The following is a 22,575-nucleotide window of genomic DNA, read 5'->3' on the forward strand; positions in this document are numbered from 1 at the left end:
GTCTGCCGTTGAGGGCAGACTGGTCGCTGATCAGCAGGAGGCGGGCGTCAGAACGACCCGGACGTGGAATTGCTGGAATCCCCTCCTCCGGTCTCCACCAGGTTATTGGAGCCTGATTGCCATTCCAGTCCGGCCGAGGGATCGGTTTCGCTGCGTTTAATGCACTTCCATTCAAGGCTGGTATTGGCAGGCATCTCGAAGGTGCCGCTCCAGGTTGGATAAGCAGTCGGCTCCAGTTTGAGGGCATCGGCCGGGGACCAGCTACCAAGGGCGTCACTGTTGCCGGTAATGTAAACGCTTTGTCCCCATTCAGTATTGCCGTTCTGGCACTGGAAGGCCACGGAGGCTGTCGACCCTGACGGCGGATTGGTTGGGGGATCGCACGGCTCGCCGACATGCAGTGCTGCAGCCTGCATCGACGGTACGGTTAGTGAAACCTGACCGCTCTCCACAGTGACGCAGGCACCCTCGCCGGCAACGTTTCGATAGTGACCGTCAGCCAACCCGGTGTTGAAGGTTCGGGAGAGCGAACCGCCTTCGCGATTAATGGCAACGAAGCCCCTGTTACCCCGACTGAAGGCAATCTGGTTGTTGCCATTGTCCCACCAGTTATTCACGCCCTCACCGTCGGTATCTGCCCGGAAGCCCACCATGTTCGCAATGGATTCCCAGCGATGTTCGCAGACCCATGCCGAACCGCACTGTGCCGAACCATCCTGGTACACCGTTCCGGTAGGTGGGCCCTGCTCGCTGTCCGAGAAGGCATAGCTGGACATGACTTTGGGATAACCGTAAGGCCAGGCCAGCATGAACACGTTGGCCAGGTTGTAGAGCTCGCCGTCCCTATAGGTCACTACATTACTGCCACCGGCACCATGGCCGCGCTGATTGTCGTGATTGTCGGTAAAAACAACCGCGTCACCGCCTGAAAGAAAGCCCCAGCTTTCACCAAACGCACTCAGGTTGGTCAGACGCTGGTTCTTGAATACATCACCGATGGCAGCACTGTAGCGGAATTCAGTCACGTCAGAAGTGCCGGTATATTCGGTGGCACTTACCGCCTCACCACCCAGGTCGATCACTTCCTGGAATACATACAGGGGATCCTCTACCTGATTGATGATAGCGACGATATCGTCGGGGGACATATGTTTGGCGGCATCCACCCGGATTCCTTTAACACCGAGTGAGGTCAGCTGGTTGAGATATCCGGCGAGGGTATTGCGCACATAGTTGCTCCCGGTATCAAGATCCGGCAGGCCCACCAGTCGGCAGTTACGAACGCGCCAGGCATCCGAACTGTAGTCGGAGCCATTGATACTGCACTCCTGATGAAAATCATTGCTGCTGTACACCGGGTATGCCAGCGAATCGCTACTATAGCCGGAGCCCGCTGTGCCGGTGCCGGTGCCGTTGGCGGTATGGTTGATGACTGCATCCACGTACACATCCACACCGGAGGCGTTACACCGAGACACCATGTCTGCAAACTGGCTGGCATCACCGCTTCGGCTCTGAAGCTGGTAGCTGACAGGTTGATAGCGCGTCCACCAGGCGTCGCCCTGAATGTGCTCTTGGGGCGGCGATACCTGAACCGCGCTGAAGCCGTTGGGGCCCAGGAACTGTTCGCATTCGTTCGCAACATCGCTCCATTTCCATTCAAACAGGTGAACGAACGTACCCGCCTGGGCAGTATGGAATGGTAACGACAGTGTCAGGCCAAGACCGACGCTGGTCACCAGGCGTTTGATAGAGACCATTGGTTGCTCCTGTGTTGTATTTGTTGTGGAGATATCCGACTGCCAAGGTCGTCAGTCGACGACGTCTGCAGATGTCCAGTGTCAACATGATCTTTTCAATCATTAGGCAAAACATCCTTGTCAGGTGATTATGGGGAGTAGCGAGAGGGAGGAGTCTGCAGATTTATGTCGTGAATAACGATGTGTCATGTAACTGCAACACTCCTGCTCGCCGGGATCGGTTAAGCTGGCAGCCGTTGTATTGTCGGGCCTTCAGGAGGGAGCATGAAGATCATTGCCTTTTACAGCCTCAAAGGCGGTGTGGGTAAAACCGCAGCGGCCGTGAACATCGCGTATCTCGCCGCCCGGGCAGGCATCCCCACCCTGCTGTGGGACCTGGACCCCCAGGGCGCGGCAAGTTGGTACCTGGCGGGTACCGACGAGATAAAGGGCCGGAAACTGGCAGCACTGATGGATGGCAAGACGCCGATTGGCAAGTTTATTCGTGCCAGTGCCTACCCCAACCTGGACTTTATCCCCGCCCATAACAGCTTCCGTAACCTTGATGTCCGGCTCGACAAGGACGACAGCAACAATACGCTGAAGAATTGGCTGGCGCCGCTGTCGGAGGAAACCAGTCTGGTGGTGCTCGACTGCCCACCGTCCATGTCCCGGCTGTCCGAGCAGGTATTGAAAACGGCCGATGGCGTATTTGTGCCGGTAGTACCCACCTGGCTTGCCCTCAACAGCTGGCACCAGCTCCAGGCCTTCGCCAGGGACAAGAAACTCAAGCCCGGCCGTTTGCATCCCTTTTTCTCAATGGTAGACCGACGCAAGAACCTGCACAGCCAGATGGTGATCAATCGCAAGCAGCATCTTGAGGGTGGGCTGAATGCGCTGATTCCCAACGCCAGCGTCGTGGAGAAAATGGGGGAAAGTGGCCAGCCGGTCGAGCTGATAGACCATTCCTCTGCCGCGGCCGATGCCTATCGCCGGTTGTGGAAGGAAATCCGGAAACTGCTTTAGCTCGTTTGAGTCAAAAAAAACGCTGGTCAGTGAATAACCGACCAGCGTTTCTGTATTCGCGGGCAGGACAACAAAGGTCCTGCTCCTGCGCCGCTCTTAGCCGAGCTCTTTCAATGCCTGCTCGACAATACCCAGACCTTCCTCGAGGATCTCGTCCTCGATGGTCACTGGCATCAGGAAGCGGATGGTATTGCCATACATACCGCAGCTCAGCAGGATCAGGCCATTTTCCTTGGCTTTCTTGGTCACCGCTGCAGCGAAGTCCGCTCTTGGCTCCTTGCTGGTCTTGTCGGTTACCAGCTCGATAGCCGCCATGGGGCCCAGGTTGCGCACGTTGTCCACATGGGGGAACTGCTCCTGCCACTGGTCAAAGCGCTTACGCAGCTTGTCACCCAGACGCTGGCTCTTACCCAGGATATCTTCCTCCTTGAAGACCTCGAGTACCGCCAGGGCCGCTGCGCAGGCAGTGGGGCTGCCGGTATAGGTGCCGCCAAGGGAATTGGGGCCAGAGGCGTCCATGTGCTTGTCTGTGCCGACAATGGCGGAGATGGGCATACCGTCAGCCATGCTCTTGGCCATGGTCATCATGTCCGGCTCAACACCGCTGTGTTCAATGGCGAACATTTTGCCGGTACGGCCGAAACCGCTCTGGACTTCATCGACAATCATCAGAATGCCATGCTCGTCACAGATGTCGCGGATGGCCTTGAGGAAGCTCGGCGGTGCAGCGTAAAAACCACCCTCGCCCAGTACCGGTTCGATGATGATGGCGGCGGTGTCCTTGCCAGGGGAATCCGCTTTCATGGCCATCTTGAGGCCGCGAAGGGCTTCGTCTTCACTCACACCGTGGTATGGCACCGGATAAGGGGCGCGGAAAACGGTACCCGGCATGGGCCCGAAATCCGTCTGGTAGGGCGCCGCCTTGCCGTTCATGGCCATGGTGTACATGGTGCGACCGTGATAACCGCCATCGAAGCAGATGACGTTGGCGCGGCCAGTGGCGGCACGGGCGATCTTGACCGCGTTTTCCAGTGCCTCGGCCCCGCTGTTGGCAAGCATGACTTTGGCATGGCCACGGACCGGCGCAATGCCACTGAGCTTCTCAGCCAGCCTCACGTAACCCTCGTAGGGCATGACCGTCTGGCAGGTGTGCATCAGCTTGTCCAACTGGCCTTTCACCGCTTCCACCACTTTCGGGTGACGATGGCCAATATTCAGTACACCGATGCCGCCGGCGAAGTCGATCATCCGTTTGCCATCGGCATCCCAGAGTTCGGCATTGGTCGCATGGTCGGCAAACTGCTCGTTAGGGCTGGCAGCACCGGCCGCAACATAACGTTCTTTGAGTGCCTGCAATTCTTTGTTCGTCACTTTGCCTCTCCTCGAATTCGGTTTAGTTCCACCAGCATACACGAAATGACGGCCCGGTTTGAAAACCCGGACCTGATGTTTCTACGTACTTTCTTCCTCGCTGTCTTCCCGGAACTGAAGTTCTGCCAGCCGCCGGTAAAGCGGATTGCGTGCAACCAGATCCTCGTGGTTGCCAATATCCTGAATAACGCCGGCGTCCAGAACAATAATACGATCGGCGTGTCTCACAGTCGCAAGCCGATGGGCAATCACCAGGGTTGTGCGATCGGACATCAGTCCCGGCATCGCCTGCTGGATCAGATGTTCGCTTTCAGCATCCAGGGCGCTGGTGGCCTCATCCAATAATAGTATAGGCGCATCCGCGAGCAATGCCCGGGCGATTGCGAGCCGCTGCTTCTGTCCTCCGGAAAGTCCCAGCCCGGTGTCTCCAAGAGGCGTCTCATAGCCCTGAGGAAGCTTACGGATAAATTCGTCGGCATGGGCAATACGAGCTGCTTCTACCATGGCATCGTCGCTGGCATCCGGGCGGGCATAGCGGATGTTATCGGCAATGGTGCCGTGAAACAGGGCGGGGTTCTGGGGCACCAGTGCAAAGCATCGGCGCAGGTCTTCAAGGCTCACCCGGCGGCTGTTGGTGTTGTCGATGAGGATCTCCCCGGCGTCCGGATCATAGAATCTCAGCAGCAGGTCAAACAGGGTGGACTTGCCTGCACCGGAGGGACCGACCAGCGCCACTGTCTCACCGGCATGAATGCTCAGGGACAGGTCTTTCAAAACCTGGGTATCGGGCCGTGACGGGTAGCAGAAGCTCAGGTTGTTGATTTCTATTTCACCGGCAATGTTTTCCGGTAACACCTCGTCAGTGTCTGTCTCCATGGGAATGTCACTGGGCGTCTGTAACAACTCAAAGATTCGTGCCGCTGCCCCGGCCGCCCGTTGCAACTCACCAATCACCTCGCTGACGGCTCCGGCTGCCAGCCCTACCAAAAGGCTATAGAATACAAATGCCGCCAGCTCCCCGGGACTGATGCGCCCTGAAATCACATCAAGCCCGCCAATCCAGATCACCACCCCTATGGCGCCCATCACCAGGGTAATGGCAATAGTGGTCAGCCAGGCCCGCTGGCGAATCCGCACCCGTGCAATATCAAAGGCATTTTCCGCCACACGGGCGAAGAACCGGCGGTCGTGGGGCTGGTGATTGAACGCCTGCACCGTCTTGATCTGGGTGAGGTTCTCCCCGACATAACTACCCACCTCTGCGACCCGGTCCTGGCTCAGCCTGGAAAGCTTTCTGACCCGGCGCCCGTAAACCAGAATGGGAATGATCACCAGTGGAAAGCCCAGGATGATAATGCTGGCCAGCTTGGCATTGGTCACGAACAACAGTATCAGCCCACCCACCAGCATCAGCGCATTGCGTAAGGCAATGGATACCGTGGAGCCAATAACAGACTGCAGCACGGTGGTATCGGCCGTAAACCGCGACTGAATCTCCAGGCTCCGGTTCTTCTCGTAAAAGCCGGGGTGAAGGTCAATCAGGTGGTTGAATACCTGCTTGCGAATATCCGCCACTACCCTTTCGCCAATCCATGACACCAGGTAGAAACGGGCGAAGGAACCGATCGCCAGTCCAATCACCAATATAAAAAACAGTCCCACAGATCGAGACAGCATGGCTGGGGACTGAGTGGCGAGGCCCTGATCCACCAGAATTCTTAGCCCCTGACCAAGTCCAAGCGTGATACCCGCCGTAAATACCAGGGCCACAAGAGCGCCAGCAACGGCCCTCTTGTAAGGGCTTATAAAATCGATAACCAGCTTTAATGCTTTGCGGTGACGGGTGTTGATGATGTGCCTCCTGCTTGGCGGTACTGTAAACTCTGGCAACAGTACGGTTTGAACTCGGTAAAAGACTTATCACAACTGCTGGCAAGAGTGCACGGGGTGGGGATGGCCTGCCAGGACCGTCAAAAGCCATGGATGGCTTTTGTCGAGCGTACAGGGACGTATTTACAGCGTGTCCTGGCAGGCCATCGCCACCTCGGGCGCTCGACAACTCCCAATTCTGACAGGAAAACCAATTGCGCGCCTACGCCGATAACGACTACCCCGCAGACCACAAACCGGACTGGAAAGTCATATCGGGTCTCTGGCCCTATCTGGCGGAATTCCGGGGCCGCGTTGTTCTGGCGTTGGCGTTTCTCATAATTTCCAAGTTAGCGACTGTTGCTACACCGGTAGCCCTCAAGTACATCGTCGATTACCTGGATCAAAACCGGGGTGGCGAGGTACTTCTGTGGATTCCAGTGCTCCTGGTCGTCGCCTATGGCCTGCTCCGATTCGGCAGCACCCTGTTCAGCGAACTGCGGGATGCGGTGTTTGCCCGGGTGGCGGAACGGGCCATGCGGCGTGTATCGCTGCGGGTTTTCGAACATCTTCACAACCGGGAACTGGCGTTCCATCTGGACCGTAAGACCGGTGGTCTGGCCCGGGATATTGAGCGGGGCACCAACGGCATCAGCTTCCTGCTCCGTTTCACTCTGTTCAATATCGTGCCCACGTTGCTGGAAATCCTGCTGGTAGCGGGCATCCTGTTTGTGGTGTTCAACGTTGGTTACGTTCTGGCGATCCTGGTGGCGGTGGTGGTGTATGTGGTGTTTTCCATCAAGGTTACCGAGTGGCGTACCCGATTTGTGCGCGAGGCCAATGCCCGGGATAACCAGTCCAACTCCCGTGCGGTGGACAGCCTGCTCAACTACGAGACCGTGAAGTACTTCAATAACGAGCGTTTCGAGGCAGAGCTCTACGACAGGGATCTGGACGAGTGGGAACAGGCACGCCTGAAAAACCGCCTGTCCCTGGTGGCCCTGAACTCCGGCCAGGCGTTCATCATTGGTTTGGCGATGATTGTGATCATGGCCATGGCGGTGCGGGAAGTGGCGATGGGTGAGATTACCCTGGGTGATTTCACCATGATCAACGCATATCTGCTCCAACTGTTTATCCCCCTGAACGCGTTGGGATTCGTCTACCGGGAAATCCGTCAGGCGCTGGTGAACGTGGAACGGTTGTTCGGGCTGCTGGGGGACGAGCCGGCAATTGAGGATGCACCCGATGCCAAAGCACTGATTGTGGACAGGGGCGAAGTCCGTTTCGAGCATGTTCATTTTGCCTATCGACAGGACCGACAGATTCTCCGGGATGTGAATTTTTCCATTCCGGCCGGCCACACCGTGGCAGTGGTGGGTGCCAGCGGTGCTGGAAAGTCCACCCTCGCCCGCCTACTGTTCCGCTTCTACGACGTGGACCAGGGCAGCATTACCATTGATGGCCAGGATATTCGCAACGTGACCCAGGACAGTCTGCGGGCTGCCATTGGCGTGGTGCCCCAGGACACGGTGCTGTTCAACGACACCCTCTATCGCAACCTGGCCTATGGCAGGCCCGGGGCCAGCGAAGAGGAAGTCTACCGGGCCGCCCGCATGGCGCACCTGGACGCTTTTATCCAGAGCCTGCCGGATGGCTACGAAACCCAGGTTGGTGAACGGGGTCTGAAGCTGTCCGGAGGCGAGAAGCAACGTGTGGCGATTGCCCGTGTGATTCTCAAGGATCCACCGGTGCTGATACTGGACGAGGCCACATCTTCCCTGGATTCCCTGTCTGAACAGGCAATCCTTGGGGCGCTGAAGGAAGTCAGTCGTCAGCGCACGTCGCTGGTGATTGCCCACCGTCTCTCAACCACGCGGGATGCGGACACCATTCTGGTGATGGATGGCGGCCGTATTGTCGAGAGTGGCAACCACTCCGCCCTGCTGGCACGGGAGGGTCACTACGCCCATCTGTGGGCGCAGCAGCATCGAAGCGGCGACGATGATAACGGTGAAGCCTGAACCCCGACTACTCAGGACTGCGGGTTTTTGCGCAGCGAGGATTCCAGCGTCTTGGTGTCGGTGATATCCACCAGAGTGATGACCACGCCATCAACCATATTGTCCAGCCGCCGGTAAGGGATGATTCTGACTGAAAACCAGCGGTCATCGTTGGTGGTAATCTGCTTTTCGGTGACGGCCAGTGAATCCAGGGTTTTCTGGCCGTCCTCCTGCAGTTCCGGATAGCGGAGGCTGGTGGTCAGGTCGCTCAGCGGGCGGCCGATGTCGCTTTCGCGCAGGTTGATAATGGATGTGGCCCGCTCGGTGTAGCGCCTTACATTAAGCTCCTTATCCAGGAACAGAACCGCTATTTCAATGCTGTTGAGCACGTTCTGCATATCGCTCTGGGCGAGGGCGAGGTCATCCAGTTTGGTTTGCAGTTCTGTATTAATGGTTTGCAGTTCCTCGTTCATCGACTGCATTTCTTCTTTGGAGGTGGTCAGTTCCTCATTGGCTGACTGCAGCTCTTCATTGGTGGTCTGAAGCTTTTCGTTGGACGCCTGCAGTTCCTCCCGCGTCAGTTTCGCCTGCTGCCGCAGGCTGTCAATTTCCTTCTGATACCGCTGGATTTCCGCAACGTAGTCAGCCTCAGTAGCGGAAGCGGGTTTGCGCCGGCGGGACATTACTGGTGTGGGTGCATCGCGGAATACCACCATGGTCATGCCCTTCAGGGCTTCGGGTTCGCGAAGGGCCTGAATGGTCACGTCAACCGCCTGGGTGCCGGCGCCGGTCTGTACCGGCAATCCAGTAAGCTCGATCGGTTCCGACTGGTCGGGTGCCTTTTTCAGGGCGGTATACAGTGGCTCGCGCAGACCTTCACGGGCCATGGCATGGATGTTCCAATTGGCCTTGCCCGCTGCAGGCTCCAGATACTTGCCCGTACGCCCACTGATATAAACAATATCCGCATCCGCGTTGAGCACTACCGAGGCCGGTGCATAGCCCTGCAGCAGCACATGATCGGCGGCGGATTGGAGGGTGTTATTGGTATCCTCCTGTGAGAGAGTTTCATTGGAGTGCACTGGGTGCTCCTTGTGCAGGGTGGACATCGGTGGGAATGATCTTAGCAGGAAGTCAGAGTGGCGGACGGACTCGAAGGGTTTGCTTCGGTACAGCCGCATTTTCGGCTTCAGGGGTGCGAACAGATGATTCAGCCGGCCGATGGTTTCCGAACTGCCCAGCATCAACAAACCGTTGGGGCGAAGACTGTAGTGGAACAGGGGTAGTATCCGTCGCTGTAGCGTCACGTCAAAATAAATCAGCAGGTTGCGGCAGGCAATCAGGTCCAGATTGGTGAAAGGCGGGTCCAGGATGACATCGTGCGTGGCAAACATAACCTTGTCCCGTATCGATGGCAGTATCTGGTAATGGGTGTCATGCCGGATGAAAAAGCGTGCCAGCCGGTCCTCGGATACCGTGTCTTCAATACTCAGAGGGTATTGCCCTCTCCTTGCGATGGAAATGGCCTCAGGGCTGATGTCGGAGGCAAAAATTTGCAGGTTCAGCTCCCGTTTCCGCTCGGGGCCGGCGTTCTCAAGCGCCTCGGTAAACGCAATGGCCAACGAATAGGCCTCTTCCCCGGTTGAGCAGCCCACCACCCAGGCGCGCAGGGTATGGTCTTGCGGTTGGCTATCAAGAAGGTCTGGCAGGCCGGTCTCAACCAGATAGTCCCAGGTTTCAGGATCACGGAAAAACCCGGTAACCCCGATCAATAGTTCCCTGAATAACAGTTGTATTTCCTGCTCGTTGTCCTCCAGGAAATGGGTGTAGTCGGCCAGATCGGAAATCCCGTGGATGGCCATGCGTCGCTCAATCCGGCGGTTCAGGGTGGTGGGTTTGTAGAGGGAAAAGTCATGCCGGGTGTGCCGTTGCAGTAGCCGGAGAAGTGGATCCAGCCTTGTCAACGATGCGTGGGCGAGGTGGCTGTTTTCCTGGCCATGTCCCGGTTCCGGAACACGGCGATCATAGGCCAGAATGCGGTCCGGTAATTCGTCAGCCGGGGCCACAATGTCGCAACAGCCTGCGTCTATGGCACTTTTGGGCATGGCATCAAACTGGGCCGACTCGGGACTCTCCACCACTGATAGCCCGCCGACGGCCTTGACGGCCTGCAGACCCAGGGTGCCATCAGAGCCCATGCCGGAAAGCACAACGGCAATGGCCCGTTCGTTCTGGACGCTGGCCAGGGATGAGAACAGCACGTTGATGGGCAGCCGCTGCCCCCTTGGTTGCGCGGGCTGCTCCAGCTTCAGGGTCTCGTCGACCACCCGCAGCTCCTGGTTGGGCGGGATCACGTAGATGGAATCAGCGCGAATGGGCATGTTCTGCTGAGCTTCATAAACCGGCATTTCGGTATAGCGTTGGAGGAGTTCCGGCAGCAGTGCCTTCTGGGTCGGGTCCAGATGTTGCACCACCAGAAAAGCCATACCGGTATCGCAAGGCGTATTGCGGAAAAAGCCCTCCAATGACGCCAGGCCACCGGCGGAGGCCCCAATACCTACGATTCGCATCAGGAGCTGGCAGGGTCTGTCAGGGCTTCAGTCAGGATCATCAGAATGCTGTCACCGGCAGTAGCAGGCCTTGAGCTGACGGCCACCTGTCTGCGATCGGGGAGTTCAACTGGTACATTTACTACGCCCTGTTCCTCGGGATTACCGAGCAGTGTGTCCATTGCCTTTTCCTGGCCGGGTGCCAGAAGTGCCCACAAGGGTTTGCCAGCGAGATCCGTGTCGGGTTTTCCGAAAAGCACGCCCGCAGCCTCGTTACCTTCAATAATCCTACCATCGTTGGCAACGATCAGATAGGCGGCCGGGGCCTGCTCATAGAGAGACCGGTAATGAGCCAGCTCCTCGCTGATCTCCTGCTCATTGGCCTGAAGTTGTTCATAAAGAAGATCAAGTTCCACCTGATAGGTCTGGAGTTCATGGAGCAACTTGAGGGCATCGGCAGCGGATTCGGGCGAACTGGCGCGCTCGTACAGCAGTTTCAGTGCATCCACGCTGAGGGTGCCACCATGGTTGCGTGGCGGCACGCCGTGGTCGATCAGGTCCCTGGCGCTGCGGCGTAGCCTTTCGTGCCTTTCGGTATTGGAGTATCCGTGCGTGTCAGCCATCTTGCCTCCCTACAGATGCAGTCAAAAAGTTGCGCCTCAAAACCATCGCTTGAGTTACTTTTATCCAGTCTACTCCTCCTTATTAAAACCTAATAGCGAGTGATGTGTATTTTTGAAAAGTGGAACCTGCTGTGTGTGTTAACGAACAGAAGGTCTGGTGTTCGAGGTCTAATGTGTTTGTAACAAAATGTTGCCCGGGCCGCTGAGGTTCGTGCAACGCTGTGGCATAAGGAGCCAGCCTATGAATACCGACACAATCCGGCGTGCCTGTAGACGCACCGGTCTTTTCACAACCTTGATGCTCGCTACCCTGACCTTGGTTGCATGCGCCTCCGCGCCGCTGCCGCCAACGGAGTCCCTGAACGGTGCCAGAGATACCATTGCCAGTGCCGAGCAGGCTGAGGCCCGACGCTATGCCGGCGCCGAACTGGAAGAGGCAAACCGTCAGCTGGCGGAAGCGGACAAGGCGGTGGCTGATGAACGGATGACCGATGCCGACCGGCTGGCCAAACAGGCCCGTGTTGCTGCGGAACTGGCGATGGCAAGAACGGAAGCGGCGAAGGCCGCGGCAATCAATCGTGAACTGGAGCGTGATGCTGAGGCTCTCGATGAAGAGATGCAGCGTCTGGGAGATCAACAATGAACAGAAAAGCCACCGCCGCAGTTGTGCTTTCGTCCGTGCTTCTGACGGCCTGCGCCATGTCGCCAACCAGTCCTGACGGCTCGGAAGATGTGCGCACCAGATTGACGACGCTGCAACAGAATCCGGAAATGAAGACCCATGCCCGCACCGAATTGCGTGATGCGGAAGCGGCGGTGCAACTCGCTGAACAGCCGCTGGCTGACAACGAGGCAGCGCTGGCGGACTACCGGGTTTATATGGCCGACCGCATGGTTGAAATTGCCCGTGCCAAAGGCCAGACACGGCTGCTGGAATCAGAACGGGAACGCTTGGGTGAACAGCGCGATGCGGCCCGGCTGGCGGCACGGACCCGGGAAGCGGACCGGGCTCACGCCGAGGCTGAGCGTGCACGTGGATCACAGGCGGATGCCGCCGCCCTGTCGGCCCGTGAAGCCGAGGAAATGCAGCGGCGGATAGACGATCTCGAGGCTGAAGCGACCGAACGGGGACTGGTATTGACCCTGGGTGATGTGCTTTTCGCTACCGGCAGTGCCCAGATTCAGGGCGGTACTAACCAGAATCTGGAGAAACTGGTGACCTTCCTGGACCAGTACCCTGACCGCCAGGTACTGATTGAAGGCCATACCGACAACGTCGGCAGCGCCATGTTCAATGAAACCCTGTCCCGGCAACGGGCGGAGTCTGTTCGTCGGTTCCTGACCGACCGACGCATCAACAGCGACAGATTGACGGTGTCCGGATTCGGCTTTGATCGACCGATTGCCAGCAACGACAGCGCGATGGGTCGTCAGCAGAACCGCCGTGTTGAAGTCATTATCGAAAACAGGGAGTAGAACATGCTGCGATATCGCGACTTCTTTCCGTTGGCAGGTGATATGGAAGCCGACGCGATCCAGAGTCATGATGTCCCGCTGGGTGATGCATTACCGCTGGGTATTCTGGTGACGGATGGGGATGGAAAGTGTCTTTACAGCAACAAAGCCTATCAGAAACTCTGTGGCTGGACCGGCGATGAACTGGTCGGCTCCCATTGGAGTTCAGTCATTCATCCGCAGGATCACGACAAGACGGTCCGGCACTGGAAGGCCGCGGTGCTCGGGAAAGATTCCTTCATGTGCGAAGCGCGTTTGCAGTGTTCGGACGGCAAGGTCATCTGGGCCCGCCGCAATGCGGCCCTGCTGACAGACAACCTGCCCGCCCGGGGATACGTGCATACGCTCGAGGACATAAGCACCTACAAATCCCATGAGAGGGCCCGCAGAAAAGCCGAGGAACAGCTGTTCGACGAGAAGGAACGGGCACAGGTTACTCTGGACTCCATTGGTGACGCGGTATTGAGCACCGATATTGACGGGCGTGTGTCATACATGAATGTGGTGGCGGAAACCCTGACAGGCTTCAGCCGCCAGGAAGCCATTGGCCGGCCACTGGGAGAGATTTTCAGAGTGGTGGATGCCGACACCCATGAACCGGTGGCCGACCCGGCCCGGCGTGCCATTCAGTCGGACAGGATTGTGGCGCTGGGAGCAAACACTCTGCTGGTGGCCAGAGACGGAGTTGAGCTGGCGATTGAAGACTCGGCTGCACCGATTCACAACCGCCATGGCGTGGTTACCGGTGCGGTGATTGTGTTCCATGACGCCCGACTTTCCCTGGAATCCACGGCCCGCATGGCGTACCTGGCGCAGCATGATACCTTGACCGGGCTGTATAGCCGAAATGCCTTCTACGAGCGATTTGAGCAGTCTCTGGCGCTGGCAAGGCGCCACGAAAAACAGATGGGCCTGCTGTTCATCGATCTTGACAGTTTCAAGGGTATCAATGATGTACTCGGCCATGACAGCGGTGACAGGATGCTGGTGGATCTGGCCCATAGGCTGAAGGCGTGCGTGAGGACGTCGGATACGGTCTGCCGTTATGGTGGCGATGAATTCGTGGTGTTGTTGGGTGAAATCGCCCAGCCCGATCATGCTTTTGCCGTTGCCGATAAAATACGCGAAGCCGCTGCCGCTGTTATGGTTATCGATGGACGTGACGTGGCACTTCAGCTCAGTATCGGGGTGAGCGTGTATCCCGACGACGGAGAGACCGTTGATAAGCTTCTGAAAGTAGCGGATACGGCCATGTACCGTGTCAAAAATCTGAATCAGCGGCCCGTCGCGGTACGCCCGGCGTTATTCTTTGGGAATCGACAGTGACCGACTCAGTAACTGATGTTATGGGATGCCAGGCGGTCGGTTTCCCGTTTGACCACGCCATAGCATTCACAACTCAGAGCTTCCAGCTTTGATCGGTCAGCAACCGTGATGTGGCCGCGATGGTATTCAATGACTCCCAGTTTCTGTAGCTTGCCGGCCGCTTCGGTGACGCCCTCACGGCGGACGCCCAGCATGTTGGCGATAAGTTCCTGGGTCATTGTCAGCTCATTGCCCGGGAGGCGGTCGAGGGACAGCAGCAACCACCGGCAAAGTTGCTGATCAATTGAATGGTGGCGATTACACACCGCAGTCTGGGACATCTGGGTGATCAGCGCCTGGGTGTATCGCAGTGTGAGCACCCGAATTTCAGGCGTGTTGTTAAACTCTGCCTTGAGATCCGCAGAGGACATCCGGTAAGCGAACCCCCTGCTTTGTACAACCGTTCGGCTGGGGCTGCTGTCTCCACCCATGACAACGGAGATGCCGGCCATACCCTCGTTTCCCACCACCGAGATTTCGGCGGATGAGCCGTTAATCATGACGTAAAGCAGCGAGATGATGCAGTTGGTCGGGAAATACACGAATTCAATGGATTGGCCGGATTCGTGAATCACGTCGCCCAGCTTGAGCTCAACCAGTTTGAGCTGGGGGAAAATCCGTTTTTTGGCGCTGTCTGGCATGGCCGCCAGTAAACGATTCTGGTCGGGAGAAGTTGCTGTCTCGGTCATAGCCTACCTCCCTGGCAGGGCTACTAAAAAAGCACATAATTTGTGCGATTAATCGGTTACAGGCTAAAGCCTGACTTCCAATTCAGTAGACAACGCTAACACAGAATAAGCATCCTGGCTGCAACATTGTGAGTAATGTGGGGCAGGTGCCTCATCGGTTGCCTTGGACTAGACTGTTTGCAAAACAATAGCTGAGGACTATCCATGACAACACGCAGTTTCTGGGGCTGGGGTAACGAAGAGAGCGCATTCGACGACCAGCAGATTGGTCAGTTACGCCAGCTGGTGGGTATGCAATTCGGAAATACGGAGCTGACCTGCCAGGCACCGCCGACGCTGGCGGATCTGGAGTTGCCGCAACCACGTTTGCAGCCGCCGGAATCGCTGTTGTCCATTATGTCCACGGATCGCCGGGACCGGGCCAGCCATACCTACGGCAAATCCTTCCGGGACATCGTGCGGGGCCTGGGTGGGGATTATCGCTGCGCTCCGGACCTGATTGCCCGCCCTTCGAGCGAGCAGGAACTTGTCGACGTACTGGATTACGCCAGCCGCAGCGGGGCGGCGGTGATTCCCTACGGCGGCGGCTCCAGCGTGGTGGGTGGAACCGAACCCCGCTACGAAGGCGACTGGGCAGGCACCATTACCGTCGATATGGAGCGCTTTAATCGCATTATCGAGGTGGACCACCAGTCCCGGGCGGCCCATATCGAGGGTGGCATCTATGGGCCGGCCCTCGAAGATGGCCTGCGGCCTCATGGTTATACCCTGCGGCATTTCCCCCAGTCTTTCGAGTTCTCAACCCTGGGGGGCTGGATCGCCACCCGCTCCGGCGGCCACTTTGCCACGCTCTATACCCACATCGATGACCTGGTGGAGTCCACCCGAGTGGTAACGCCCCGAGGATCCCTGGAAACCCGACGGTTGCCGGGCTCGGGGGCGGGGCCATCGCCGGACCGGCTGTTCCTGGGTTCTGAAGGCACACTGGGTTTTGTTACCTCCGCCTGGATGCGGCTTCAGGCCAGGCCAGAGTTCCGGGCTACCCGAACGGTTCATTTCAAAGATTTTCTGGAAGGTGCGGAAGCGGTCCGCAGATTGTCCCAGTCCGGGCTCTACCCCACCAATTGCCGACTGATTGATGCTCGGGAAGCCATGATCAACGGGATCGGAAGAGGTAGTAAGCACTTACTTATTATCGGTTTTGAATCCGCGGATCATCCGGTGGATGCGTGGATGGAAAGGGCAGTGGACATCGTCGCCGATGCTGGCGGATCGGTTCAGGCCCACCGGGAGCAGAAGCCCGATGAAGGCCAGGCCGGCGACTGGCGCCAGCAGTTTATCCGCGCCCCCTACATGAGGGATGCGCTGATTCGCCTGGGACTGGTGGCTGAGACTTTCGAAACCGCCATTACCTGGGACAGGTTCGAGGAGTTCCACCGGGGTGTCCTGGAAACTGTGAACAGGGTCACCCGGGAGATCTGTGGCAAGGCATTCGTTACCTGCCGTTTCACCCATGTATACCCCGACGGCCCGGCGCCCTACTACACCTTGATTGCCCCGGGTCGGCGTGGCGACCAGGTAAAACAGTGGGACGAGATCAAACTGGCAGTGATGGAAACCCTGATCGACCTGGGCGGCACCATTACCCATCACCATGCCGTGGGCCGTGATCACCGGCCGGGTTATGATCGCCAGCGGCCGGAGCTGTTTGCCGAGGTGCTGCGTTCCGCCAAACAGACTCTGGACCCTGATGGTTTGTTGAACCCGGGGGTGCTGATATAGCCGTCAGGCTTCCGGGAAGGCAACCCAGCCTTCAAGCCATGTTGACGTGGCCCGGGGATTGACCGCGCCGGAATACATGGCTGATTCATCGAAAAATTCACTTTTCGGTGGTCGCTTCGCCGTCATGGATTGCGCCGAGCCCCTGGGACGAAAGTGGGGCGAGGATTCACTGTTGACCGATGGCTGCAAGCTGGTTTCGACCTGAATGGTGTTCTGGTGTTCCGGGCTTCGTATCCACAGTTCTTCATTGAACCCGAAATCATCATCGTCTGTTTCGTTAACGATCGTCAGGTTGCCAAGGCGGCCATTGTTGGCAAGCAGGTTGTGACTGAAGGTCAGTGCGTTCATGCTCACCAGCGCGGTGACTTCATCCCGGGTATCCAGTGCTTCAATGGCAAAGCTGTCTATGATCATGTTGTGGAAATGTCCGCCGGAGCCTTCGCGCAAGCGTATTGCCCGGTGCTCTTTCGCGGAGCGGCCATTGCCGTAGAGAGTAACGTTATAGAACGTGGGTTCGGACCTGGGCACCGCGGTATGGCTGGACCCATTGTTGTCGCCTTCAAAGGCGTTGTCGCCCACATCGCGGTGCTGTTGGATTATGGCGAACTGAACCCGGCCCCGCCAGCCCCAGTCCCAGTCGATACTGTCATCTGCGGCACCGGTCACCAGTATGTTCTTCAGGTCAACAGTACCGCCGAACATCTCAATGCCGTCATCCAGCGCCCGATGTACCTGGACGTGCTGAATAATGGTGTTGGATCCGCAACCGCCCAGAGTAAGCCCATTCAGTTCGTTGTTCTGATAGACCTCAAACCCGGCAAACTCAATGCGGGTGTATTGCATCACACCACAACTGTGGTGTTCGTCATTGCCACCGAATTGTCCGCGGGGGTCGCTTTCGGGGACACCTTCAATGGCGGCGTCTGGCTGGTTAACCGGGGCATTTCCCAGAAGGACCACCCCGCCCCAGTCGCCACGGGCTCGCTGCCCGGGTTCCTTGCTGCTTGTGAACACCACGGGCTGGTTTCTGCTGCCGCGGGCAAACAGTTTGGCGCTGGGCGTTACGATCAGTGCAGACCCGGATTCGCCTTCAACGGTTACGCCGGGCTCGATGGTCAACTGCGCATTTTCGACAAAAATCGTGTCTTCGAGCACATAACGACGCCCCGCCTCCCAGACTGTATCCGAGGTAATATCGGTGCTGATACGCACATTGCGGTTCTCGAAAGCAGTAAAGCCGGCAACGGTTGCAACGGTAACGCCGATCACGGGAATCAGCACCAGTGCATTGCGCCAGAACCACCCACGGCTTTTGGCTGGCTTTTCAGCATCCACAGGAAGGGTCTGGACCGACGCCTTTGCCATTAAAGGCAAACCGTCATCGTTGGCCATGATCTCGCGGGCCAAAGCCTGGAGCTCTGGCGAGCCATTGGCTTCAACGCGCCGGAGCACATCCTTGCGGTAACCCGGCTCCCTGAGAAGGACGTTGAGGTGGACGAAATCCACGCCAGGACATTGGCCTTTATCGATACGGCGTTTCAGACGCCAGAGCTTTTCTACCAGTAGGGATGATTGGTCGGACATTACTGCTGCTCCGTTGGAATGAGAGCATCTTTCTACATGATCAATGTGAAAACTTGATGGCAGTGGCTGGAAATAAAACCAGACAAGCATGGACGGCGTCATTGGGTTGCCGGGCTCCACGGTTGCAAAACATCAAGTCTAGGCGACAGTTTTGATCTGGGAGAGAATGGAGGTAAAGTCGCCTTGATGACATAAGCGACATGCAACCTAAAGCAGGTGGACCAGCCGTTGAAAATCACTCCTTTACCTCCGCTTAACAGTCTGGTCGCTTTTGAGGCAGCTGCGCGCCATTTGAGTTTTACGTTGGCAGCTGAGGAATTGAACGTGACCCAGGGAGCCATTAGCCGCCAGGTCCGTGGCCTGGAGGATTACTTGGGCAAGCCTTTGTTTACCCGGGCCACCCGTAAGGTTAATTTGACCATGGCGGGATTACAGTACGCTCAGGCAATCCGTAGTTCTCTGGCAGATATCGCATCGGTGACGAGCGATATACGTTCGTGGCGAAGCATGCAGCAGGTGACGGTGGCAACGTCGAGTGCCATGGCATCGTTATGGTTACTGCCGAAGATCGCCAGATTTCAGCAGGAACACGAAAATGTTGATTTGCGCATTGTGGCTCTTGAACAAATTCGCGATCTTGGTCGCGTGGAAGCAGACATCGCACTTTTCTATTGCCGCACGCCGCCCGCCGCCATGCATGCCACAACCCTGTTTCATGAAGAGGTATTCCCCGTTTGTAGCCCGGACTATCTGGATCGATATGGTCCCTTTGAAAACCCGGAAGACTTCGCTGGCTGCACTCTTCTGTCGCTGGAGGACGCGGACGCGGATTGGGTTAGTTGGAAGAACTGGTTTCGGCTGGTGGGCTGGGAAGTAGGGCCGCCGAGACGGCGACTGAACATTAACAGCTACTCAATGCTGGTTCAGGCTGCAATTATGGGACAGGGCATGGCGCTTGGTTGGGGGCAGTTGGTTGATGACTACCTGGCGAGCGGACAACTTGTTCGTCCAACCTCCACAGTACTTCGAACCGAAGCCCGGTTTTGTCTGCTGGACAAGGGCGAAGCTCCCTCGCGACATGCCAGTGTTCGCGCTTTCCGGGAGTGGCTTCTTGAAACAGTACCCCGGGAGGTAGGAGATCTCGGACTGACGTGACCCCATGGTATGGGGTGCTCTGGTATTCAAATGCGGCGAGTTCTCTGAAACTCGCCGCATTCAACGCTTTACTGAGGTGGGCAGTTGCTTGAGCAATTCAGCATCTAATGTCAGATGTTAAATGCTAGGCAGATTCTGAAACCGCGCTGTCGAAGTCCAGATGCACATCACTTGGTCGTGCGTGCACTGGGAGCATGGCTGCCGCAATGGGCTCCCGTCGCAAGGTTCGGTAAAGACTGATCGTCATCAGCAGGATAAAGAAGGCAATGGGCAGGCCTGCAATAATGGAGGCCGTCTGAATGGTCTTAAGTCCACCTGCATAGAGCAGGGCGCCTGCGATACAGGCTATTACGACGCCCCAGAGTACTCGTATACCTTGGGGTGGCTCCGTGTTTCCTCCGCTGTCCAGTATGCAGAGTACAAGCGTGCCGGAGTCTGCCGAGGTTATGAAATAGGTTGCCAGCAAGAGGATGGCAAGAATCGAAAGCACGCTTCCCAGCCCGCCCGGGTCCATGCCTTCAAACATAGCGAACAAAGCTGAGGTGGTATCCGCCTGAGTGGCCTGGAGTATGGGGCCACCGGTAAAGGGTGTGTCAGCAACGCTGGTATCTGCCGCGACGGCATTGTCATACGCGGTTCGAGCCTGCATTTCCTGGTACAGGGCGCTACCACCGAACACAGACATCCAGACGCACGTCACCAGAGTTGGAACAATCAGTGCCCCACCAATCATTTCCCGAATCGTACGGCCACGTGATATGCGTGCGATGAACATTCCGACGAAAGGTGCCCAGGTCATCCACCACGGCCAGTAAAATGCAGTCCAGTAGTTCTGCCACCCGCTGTCCGCGGTGGTATCGCTCCACAGGCTCATGCTGATGAGATTGTTGGCGTAATCGCCAGTGCTTTGCAGCAAGGTGTTGAGTATGTAGCGGGTTGGTCCGATGGCCAGAATAACCACCACAATAACCACCGACAACACCATATTCCACTCAGAGAGCAGACGTATGCCGCGACCCACGCCTGACAAGGCCGACGCTACCGCCAACAGCATGATCAAGGCGATCATCCCGAGTTGTATGGTGATGTCGATGGGAAGTCCGAATACATGGTTAAGACCGCTGTTCATTTGAATGACGCCCAGTCCCAATGATTGGGACACTCCAAATGCCGTAATCCCCACTGTGAGAATATCCACGGTGTGGCCGATAGGGCCATAAATCCGATTGCCGATGAAGGGATAGAGTATGGATCGCAGGGTGAGCGGGAGGCCTTTACGATAGGCGAAGTACGCCAATGACAATGCAACAATAATAAAGGTTGCCCAGGGATGAAGGCCCCAATGGAAGAACGTCAGCCGCATGGCCGTTGTCGCGGATTCAGCGGTCAGATCGGCCGAGAAGGGATTGGCCGCGTAATGGTACATTGGTTCGGCGACTGACCAGAAGATCAGTCCAATACCCATGCCCCCTGAAAACAGCATACTTACCCAGGCAATGTAGCTGAATTCGGGTTTTTCATCGTCTTTGCCAAGCCGGATGTGACCAAACCGGCTCACCATGAGGTAGAGAAGAAATCCGAGCACGCCTGTCACCAGTGCCAGATAAAACCACTTGAAATTATTCAGGACACTGGTGGAAATCTCCTGAAAGACTACTCCGGCCTGTTCTGCCATCACTGCGCAGAAAATGACGAATCCAATCACCAGAATCTTCGAGGCAATGGTCACGGTTGGGTCGAGGCCCTTAAGCAGGCCGTTGTCTGAGCGCATAGGTTTGTTCCTGAGACTGTTGTTTTTGTGCTTGTTTCAATTTGGGCAAACTACCTATTTTTGCGTGGCAAGAATGACGCCTTGACGAAACTCAAGCAACGTCTTTTTTTTCATAAATACATGAGGTTTAGTAATCTATATTTATGCTTAGCATCCTCATCACATTTGATATAGGGCGTTATCAAATTCTCATGCATGACTAAATATCATATGTTGATGCCGAAACATCGATTGTCTGAAAGCTGCCTCTGCACACAGAATCCTTCCAATCCAGGCCGTTTTTCGTTCAAGGCCGAGGAAAACAAAAAAGCATCAATCAGCCAGTTTCACAGAGAGGCCATCATGACAAATCCGAACCTGATCCCTACCCAACAAATCGATCGTGTGCTTGCGCCTATCGCCGATGCCAGTGGCATGCCCAACTCAGCGTACGTTAGCGACGAATTTTTCAATCTCGAGCGTGACACGCTCATGGCAGGTACCTGGGTGTGTGTTGGGTTTGCCAGTGATCTGGTCAAGGATGGCTACGTTAAGCCGGTAGATTTCATGGGGCTGCCATTGCTACTTATGCGAAACAAAATCGGCGAAACCCAGGTTTTTCACAATGTGTGCAGTCACCGGGGGATGCAACTGGTAGCGGAGGAAGGCGAAGTCCAGGGGGTTATTCGCTGCCCCTATCATTCATGGACGTACGACCTTGACGGCAAGCTGAAAGGTACACCGCACATTGGCGGTGTCGGTCAGCACAAAGTTGAAGGCTTCCAATGCGAAAAGCACGGACTCAAGCCACTTCGCAGTGCGGTTTGGATGGACATGATTTTCGTCAATGCAGACGGTCAGGCCGAGCCGTTTTCCGATCACGTGGCGCCGCTGGAAAACCGCTGGCGTGACTTTATCGGTGCCGATGGCTTTGATCTTTTACGGCGGGTAAACATGGGCGGCAGTCTGGAAATCAGCGTCGACTGTAACTGGAAGCTTGCAGTGGAAAACTATTGCGAGAGCTATCACCTGCCGTGGGTTCATCCCAGTCTGAACAGCTATTCGCGCCTGGAAGACCATTACAATATCCAGGCCGGCGAACATTGCTCTGGTCAGGGTAGTCTGGCGTACCGCCTGTCCAATGTGGCCGGCACGCGCCTGCCAAAGTTCCCTTCATGGCCCCAGGACAAGCTGGAGCATGCGGAATACATCTCCTTTTTCCCCAATGTTCTGCTCGGGATCCAAGCTGACCACGCCTTCGCCATGATGTTGGAGCCGGTCTCTGCGGGGAAAACCACCGAACATTTGCGCGTTTATTACGTGGGTGACGAAGCGGCCGAGGACGCTTACGGCGCCTGCCGAACCTCCACTCTGGAATCCTGGCGAGTCGTGTTTGGTGAGGATATCGGCGTGGTTGAAGGCATGCAGCGTGGTCGCCGGTCACCGGGATTCCAGGGGGGGGTCTTCTCTCCGGTACTGGACCACCCGACTCACTTTTTCCACCAGTGGGTAGCTCGGCGTGTTCGCCGCGATGAGCCGACTGCATGAAATACAG

16 protein-coding genes are annotated in these 22,575 nt (G+C 56.8%); 8 read left to right on the forward strand and 8 right to left on the reverse strand.

What is annotated here, in order from left to right:
* Positions 1–47: 47 nt before the first annotated feature.
* Positions 48–1,760 (reverse strand): carbohydrate-binding module family 20 domain-containing protein, encoded by a 1,713-nt coding sequence (locus tag QPM17_RS17495; RefSeq protein WP_285392323.1) that lies wholly within the window; start codon positions 1,758–1,760, stop codon positions 48–50.
* Between the two features lie 264 nt (positions 1,761–2,024).
* Here QPM17_RS17495 and QPM17_RS17500 point away from each other — a divergent pair, with 264 nt between their 5' ends.
* Positions 2,025–2,765, forward strand: a complete 741-nt coding sequence (locus QPM17_RS17500; protein ID WP_285392324.1) for a ParA family protein — start codon at positions 2,025–2,027, stop codon at positions 2,763–2,765.
* 96 nt (positions 2,766–2,861) lie between these two features.
* Here QPM17_RS17500 and gabT read toward each other — a convergent pair whose 3' ends face one another.
* Together gabT and QPM17_RS17510 are read right to left on the reverse strand one after the other, a co-directional pair.
* Positions 2,862–4,136 (reverse strand): 4-aminobutyrate--2-oxoglutarate transaminase, encoded by a 1,275-nt coding sequence (gene gabT / locus QPM17_RS17505; RefSeq protein ID WP_285392325.1) that lies wholly within the window; start codon positions 4,134–4,136, stop codon positions 2,862–2,864.
* 81 nt (positions 4,137–4,217) lie between these two features.
* The gene (locus tag QPM17_RS17510) at positions 4,218–5,990 is read right to left on the reverse strand and encodes an ABC transporter transmembrane domain-containing protein (protein WP_285392428.1); all 1,773 of its coding nucleotides are present in this window, start codon (positions 5,988–5,990) and stop codon (positions 4,218–4,220) included.
* Positions 5,991–6,220: 230 nt separating this feature from the next.
* Between QPM17_RS17510 and QPM17_RS17515 the strand changes: the two genes are divergently transcribed.
* Positions 6,221–8,029 carry an ABCB family ABC transporter ATP-binding protein/permease gene (locus QPM17_RS17515; RefSeq protein WP_285392326.1) on the forward strand — a complete coding sequence of 603 codons (1,809 nt, stop codon included), beginning with the start codon at positions 6,221–6,223 and terminating at the stop codon, positions 8,027–8,029.
* Positions 8,030–8,040: 11 nt separating this feature from the next.
* On the opposite strand, the gene QPM17_RS17520 is transcribed toward QPM17_RS17515, so the two are convergent.
* Both QPM17_RS17520 and QPM17_RS17525 read right to left on the reverse strand, forming a co-directional pair.
* A complete protein-coding gene (locus QPM17_RS17520; protein WP_285392327.1) occupies positions 8,041–10,578 on the reverse strand; it encodes a chemotaxis protein CheB in 2,538 nt (845 codons plus the stop codon).
* Positions 10,578–11,180 carry a PAS domain S-box protein gene (locus QPM17_RS17525; RefSeq protein ID WP_285392328.1) on the reverse strand — a complete coding sequence of 201 codons (603 nt, stop codon included), beginning with the start codon at positions 11,178–11,180 and terminating at the stop codon, positions 10,578–10,580. Before QPM17_RS17525 ends, QPM17_RS17520 begins: the two co-directional genes overlap by 1 nt.
* A gap of 241 nt (positions 11,181–11,421) precedes the next feature.
* On the opposite strand from QPM17_RS17525, the gene QPM17_RS17530 reads away from it, so the two are divergent.
* From QPM17_RS17530 to QPM17_RS17540, 3 genes are read left to right on the forward strand one after another with little or no spacing between them, the layout of a single operon-like run.
* Positions 11,422–11,823 (forward strand): DUF4398 domain-containing protein, encoded by a 402-nt coding sequence (locus tag QPM17_RS17530; RefSeq protein ID WP_285392329.1) that lies wholly within the window; start codon positions 11,422–11,424, stop codon positions 11,821–11,823.
* Positions 11,820–12,656 carry an OmpA family protein gene (locus QPM17_RS17535; protein WP_285392331.1) on the forward strand — a complete coding sequence of 279 codons (837 nt, stop codon included), beginning with the start codon at positions 11,820–11,822 and terminating at the stop codon, positions 12,654–12,656. The genes QPM17_RS17530 and QPM17_RS17535 overlap by 4 nt, the downstream gene beginning before the upstream one ends.
* A gap of 3 nt (positions 12,657–12,659) precedes the next feature.
* On the forward strand, positions 12,660–14,021 hold the full coding sequence (locus QPM17_RS17540; RefSeq protein ID WP_285392332.1) for a diguanylate cyclase domain-containing protein: 1,362 nt from the start codon (positions 12,660–12,662) through the stop codon (positions 14,019–14,021).
* Positions 14,022–14,026: 5 nt separating this feature from the next.
* Here the strand turns inward: QPM17_RS17540 and QPM17_RS17545 are convergent, their stop codons facing one another.
* Complete coding sequence (locus tag QPM17_RS17545; protein WP_285392334.1) at positions 14,027–14,749, reverse strand: Crp/Fnr family transcriptional regulator; 723 nt, start codon at positions 14,747–14,749, stop codon at positions 14,027–14,029.
* A 204-nt stretch (positions 14,750–14,953) separates the two neighbouring features.
* Between QPM17_RS17545 and QPM17_RS17550 the strand changes: the two genes are divergently transcribed.
* Positions 14,954–16,531, forward strand: coding sequence for an FAD-binding oxidoreductase (locus tag QPM17_RS17550; protein WP_285392336.1), 1,578 nt, complete (start codon positions 14,954–14,956; stop codon positions 16,529–16,531).
* Positions 16,532–16,534: 3 nt separating this feature from the next.
* On the opposite strand, the gene QPM17_RS17555 is transcribed toward QPM17_RS17550, so the two are convergent.
* Positions 16,535–18,115: a hypothetical protein gene (locus QPM17_RS17555; protein ID WP_285392338.1), complete on the reverse strand. Its 1,581-nt coding sequence runs from the start codon at positions 18,113–18,115 to the stop codon at positions 16,535–16,537.
* Positions 18,116–18,343: 228 nt separating this feature from the next.
* Between QPM17_RS17555 and QPM17_RS17560 the strand changes: the two genes are divergently transcribed.
* Positions 18,344–19,270 carry a LysR substrate-binding domain-containing protein gene (locus QPM17_RS17560; RefSeq protein ID WP_285392339.1) on the forward strand — a complete coding sequence of 309 codons (927 nt, stop codon included), beginning with the start codon at positions 18,344–18,346 and terminating at the stop codon, positions 19,268–19,270.
* Positions 19,271–19,394: 124 nt separating this feature from the next.
* Here the strand turns inward: QPM17_RS17560 and QPM17_RS17565 are convergent, their stop codons facing one another.
* A complete protein-coding gene (locus QPM17_RS17565; protein WP_285392341.1) occupies positions 19,395–21,041 on the reverse strand; it encodes a BCCT family transporter in 1,647 nt (548 codons plus the stop codon).
* A gap of 342 nt (positions 21,042–21,383) precedes the next feature.
* On the opposite strand from QPM17_RS17565, the gene QPM17_RS17570 reads away from it, so the two are divergent.
* Positions 21,384–22,568, forward strand: coding sequence for an aromatic ring-hydroxylating oxygenase subunit alpha (locus QPM17_RS17570; RefSeq protein WP_285392343.1), 1,185 nt, complete (start codon positions 21,384–21,386; stop codon positions 22,566–22,568).
* The last annotated feature ends 7 nt before the right edge of the window (positions 22,569–22,575 follow it).

Origin of the sequence: Marinobacter azerbaijanicus (assembly GCF_030250645.1) — a bacterium.
GTDB classification, from domain to species: Bacteria; Pseudomonadota; Gammaproteobacteria; order Pseudomonadales; family Oleiphilaceae; genus Marinobacter; species Marinobacter azerbaijanicus.

Coding starts and splice junctions, on each gene's coding strand:
- QPM17_RS17495 (WP_285392323.1), bottom strand. CDS start 1,760: ATGGTCTCTATCAAACGCCTGGTGACCAGCGTCGGTCTTGGCCTGACA.
- QPM17_RS17500 (WP_285392324.1), top strand. CDS start 2,025: ATGAAGATCATTGCCTTTTACAGCCTCAAAGGCGGTGTGGGTAAAACC.
- QPM17_RS17520 (WP_285392327.1), bottom strand. CDS start 10,578: ATGCGAATCGTAGGTATTGGGGCCTCCGCCGGTGGCCTGGCGTCATTG.
- QPM17_RS17525 (WP_285392328.1), bottom strand. CDS start 11,180: ATGGCTGACACGCACGGATACTCCAATACCGAAAGGCACGAAAGGCTA.
- QPM17_RS17530 (WP_285392329.1), top strand. CDS start 11,422: ATGAATACCGACACAATCCGGCGTGCCTGTAGACGCACCGGTCTTTTC.
- QPM17_RS17535 (WP_285392331.1), top strand. CDS start 11,820: ATGAACAGAAAAGCCACCGCCGCAGTTGTGCTTTCGTCCGTGCTTCTG.
- QPM17_RS17540 (WP_285392332.1), top strand. CDS start 12,660: ATGCTGCGATATCGCGACTTCTTTCCGTTGGCAGGTGATATGGAAGCC.
- QPM17_RS17545 (WP_285392334.1), bottom strand. CDS start 14,749: ATGACCGAGACAGCAACTTCTCCCGACCAGAATCGTTTACTGGCGGCC.
- QPM17_RS17550 (WP_285392336.1), top strand. CDS start 14,954: ATGACAACACGCAGTTTCTGGGGCTGGGGTAACGAAGAGAGCGCATTC.
- QPM17_RS17555 (WP_285392338.1), bottom strand. CDS start 18,115: ATGTCCGACCAATCATCCCTACTGGTAGAAAAGCTCTGGCGTCTGAAA.
- QPM17_RS17565 (WP_285392341.1), bottom strand. CDS start 21,041: ATGCGCTCAGACAACGGCCTGCTTAAGGGCCTCGACCCAACCGTGACC.
- QPM17_RS17570 (WP_285392343.1), top strand. CDS start 21,384: ATGACAAATCCGAACCTGATCCCTACCCAACAAATCGATCGTGTGCTT.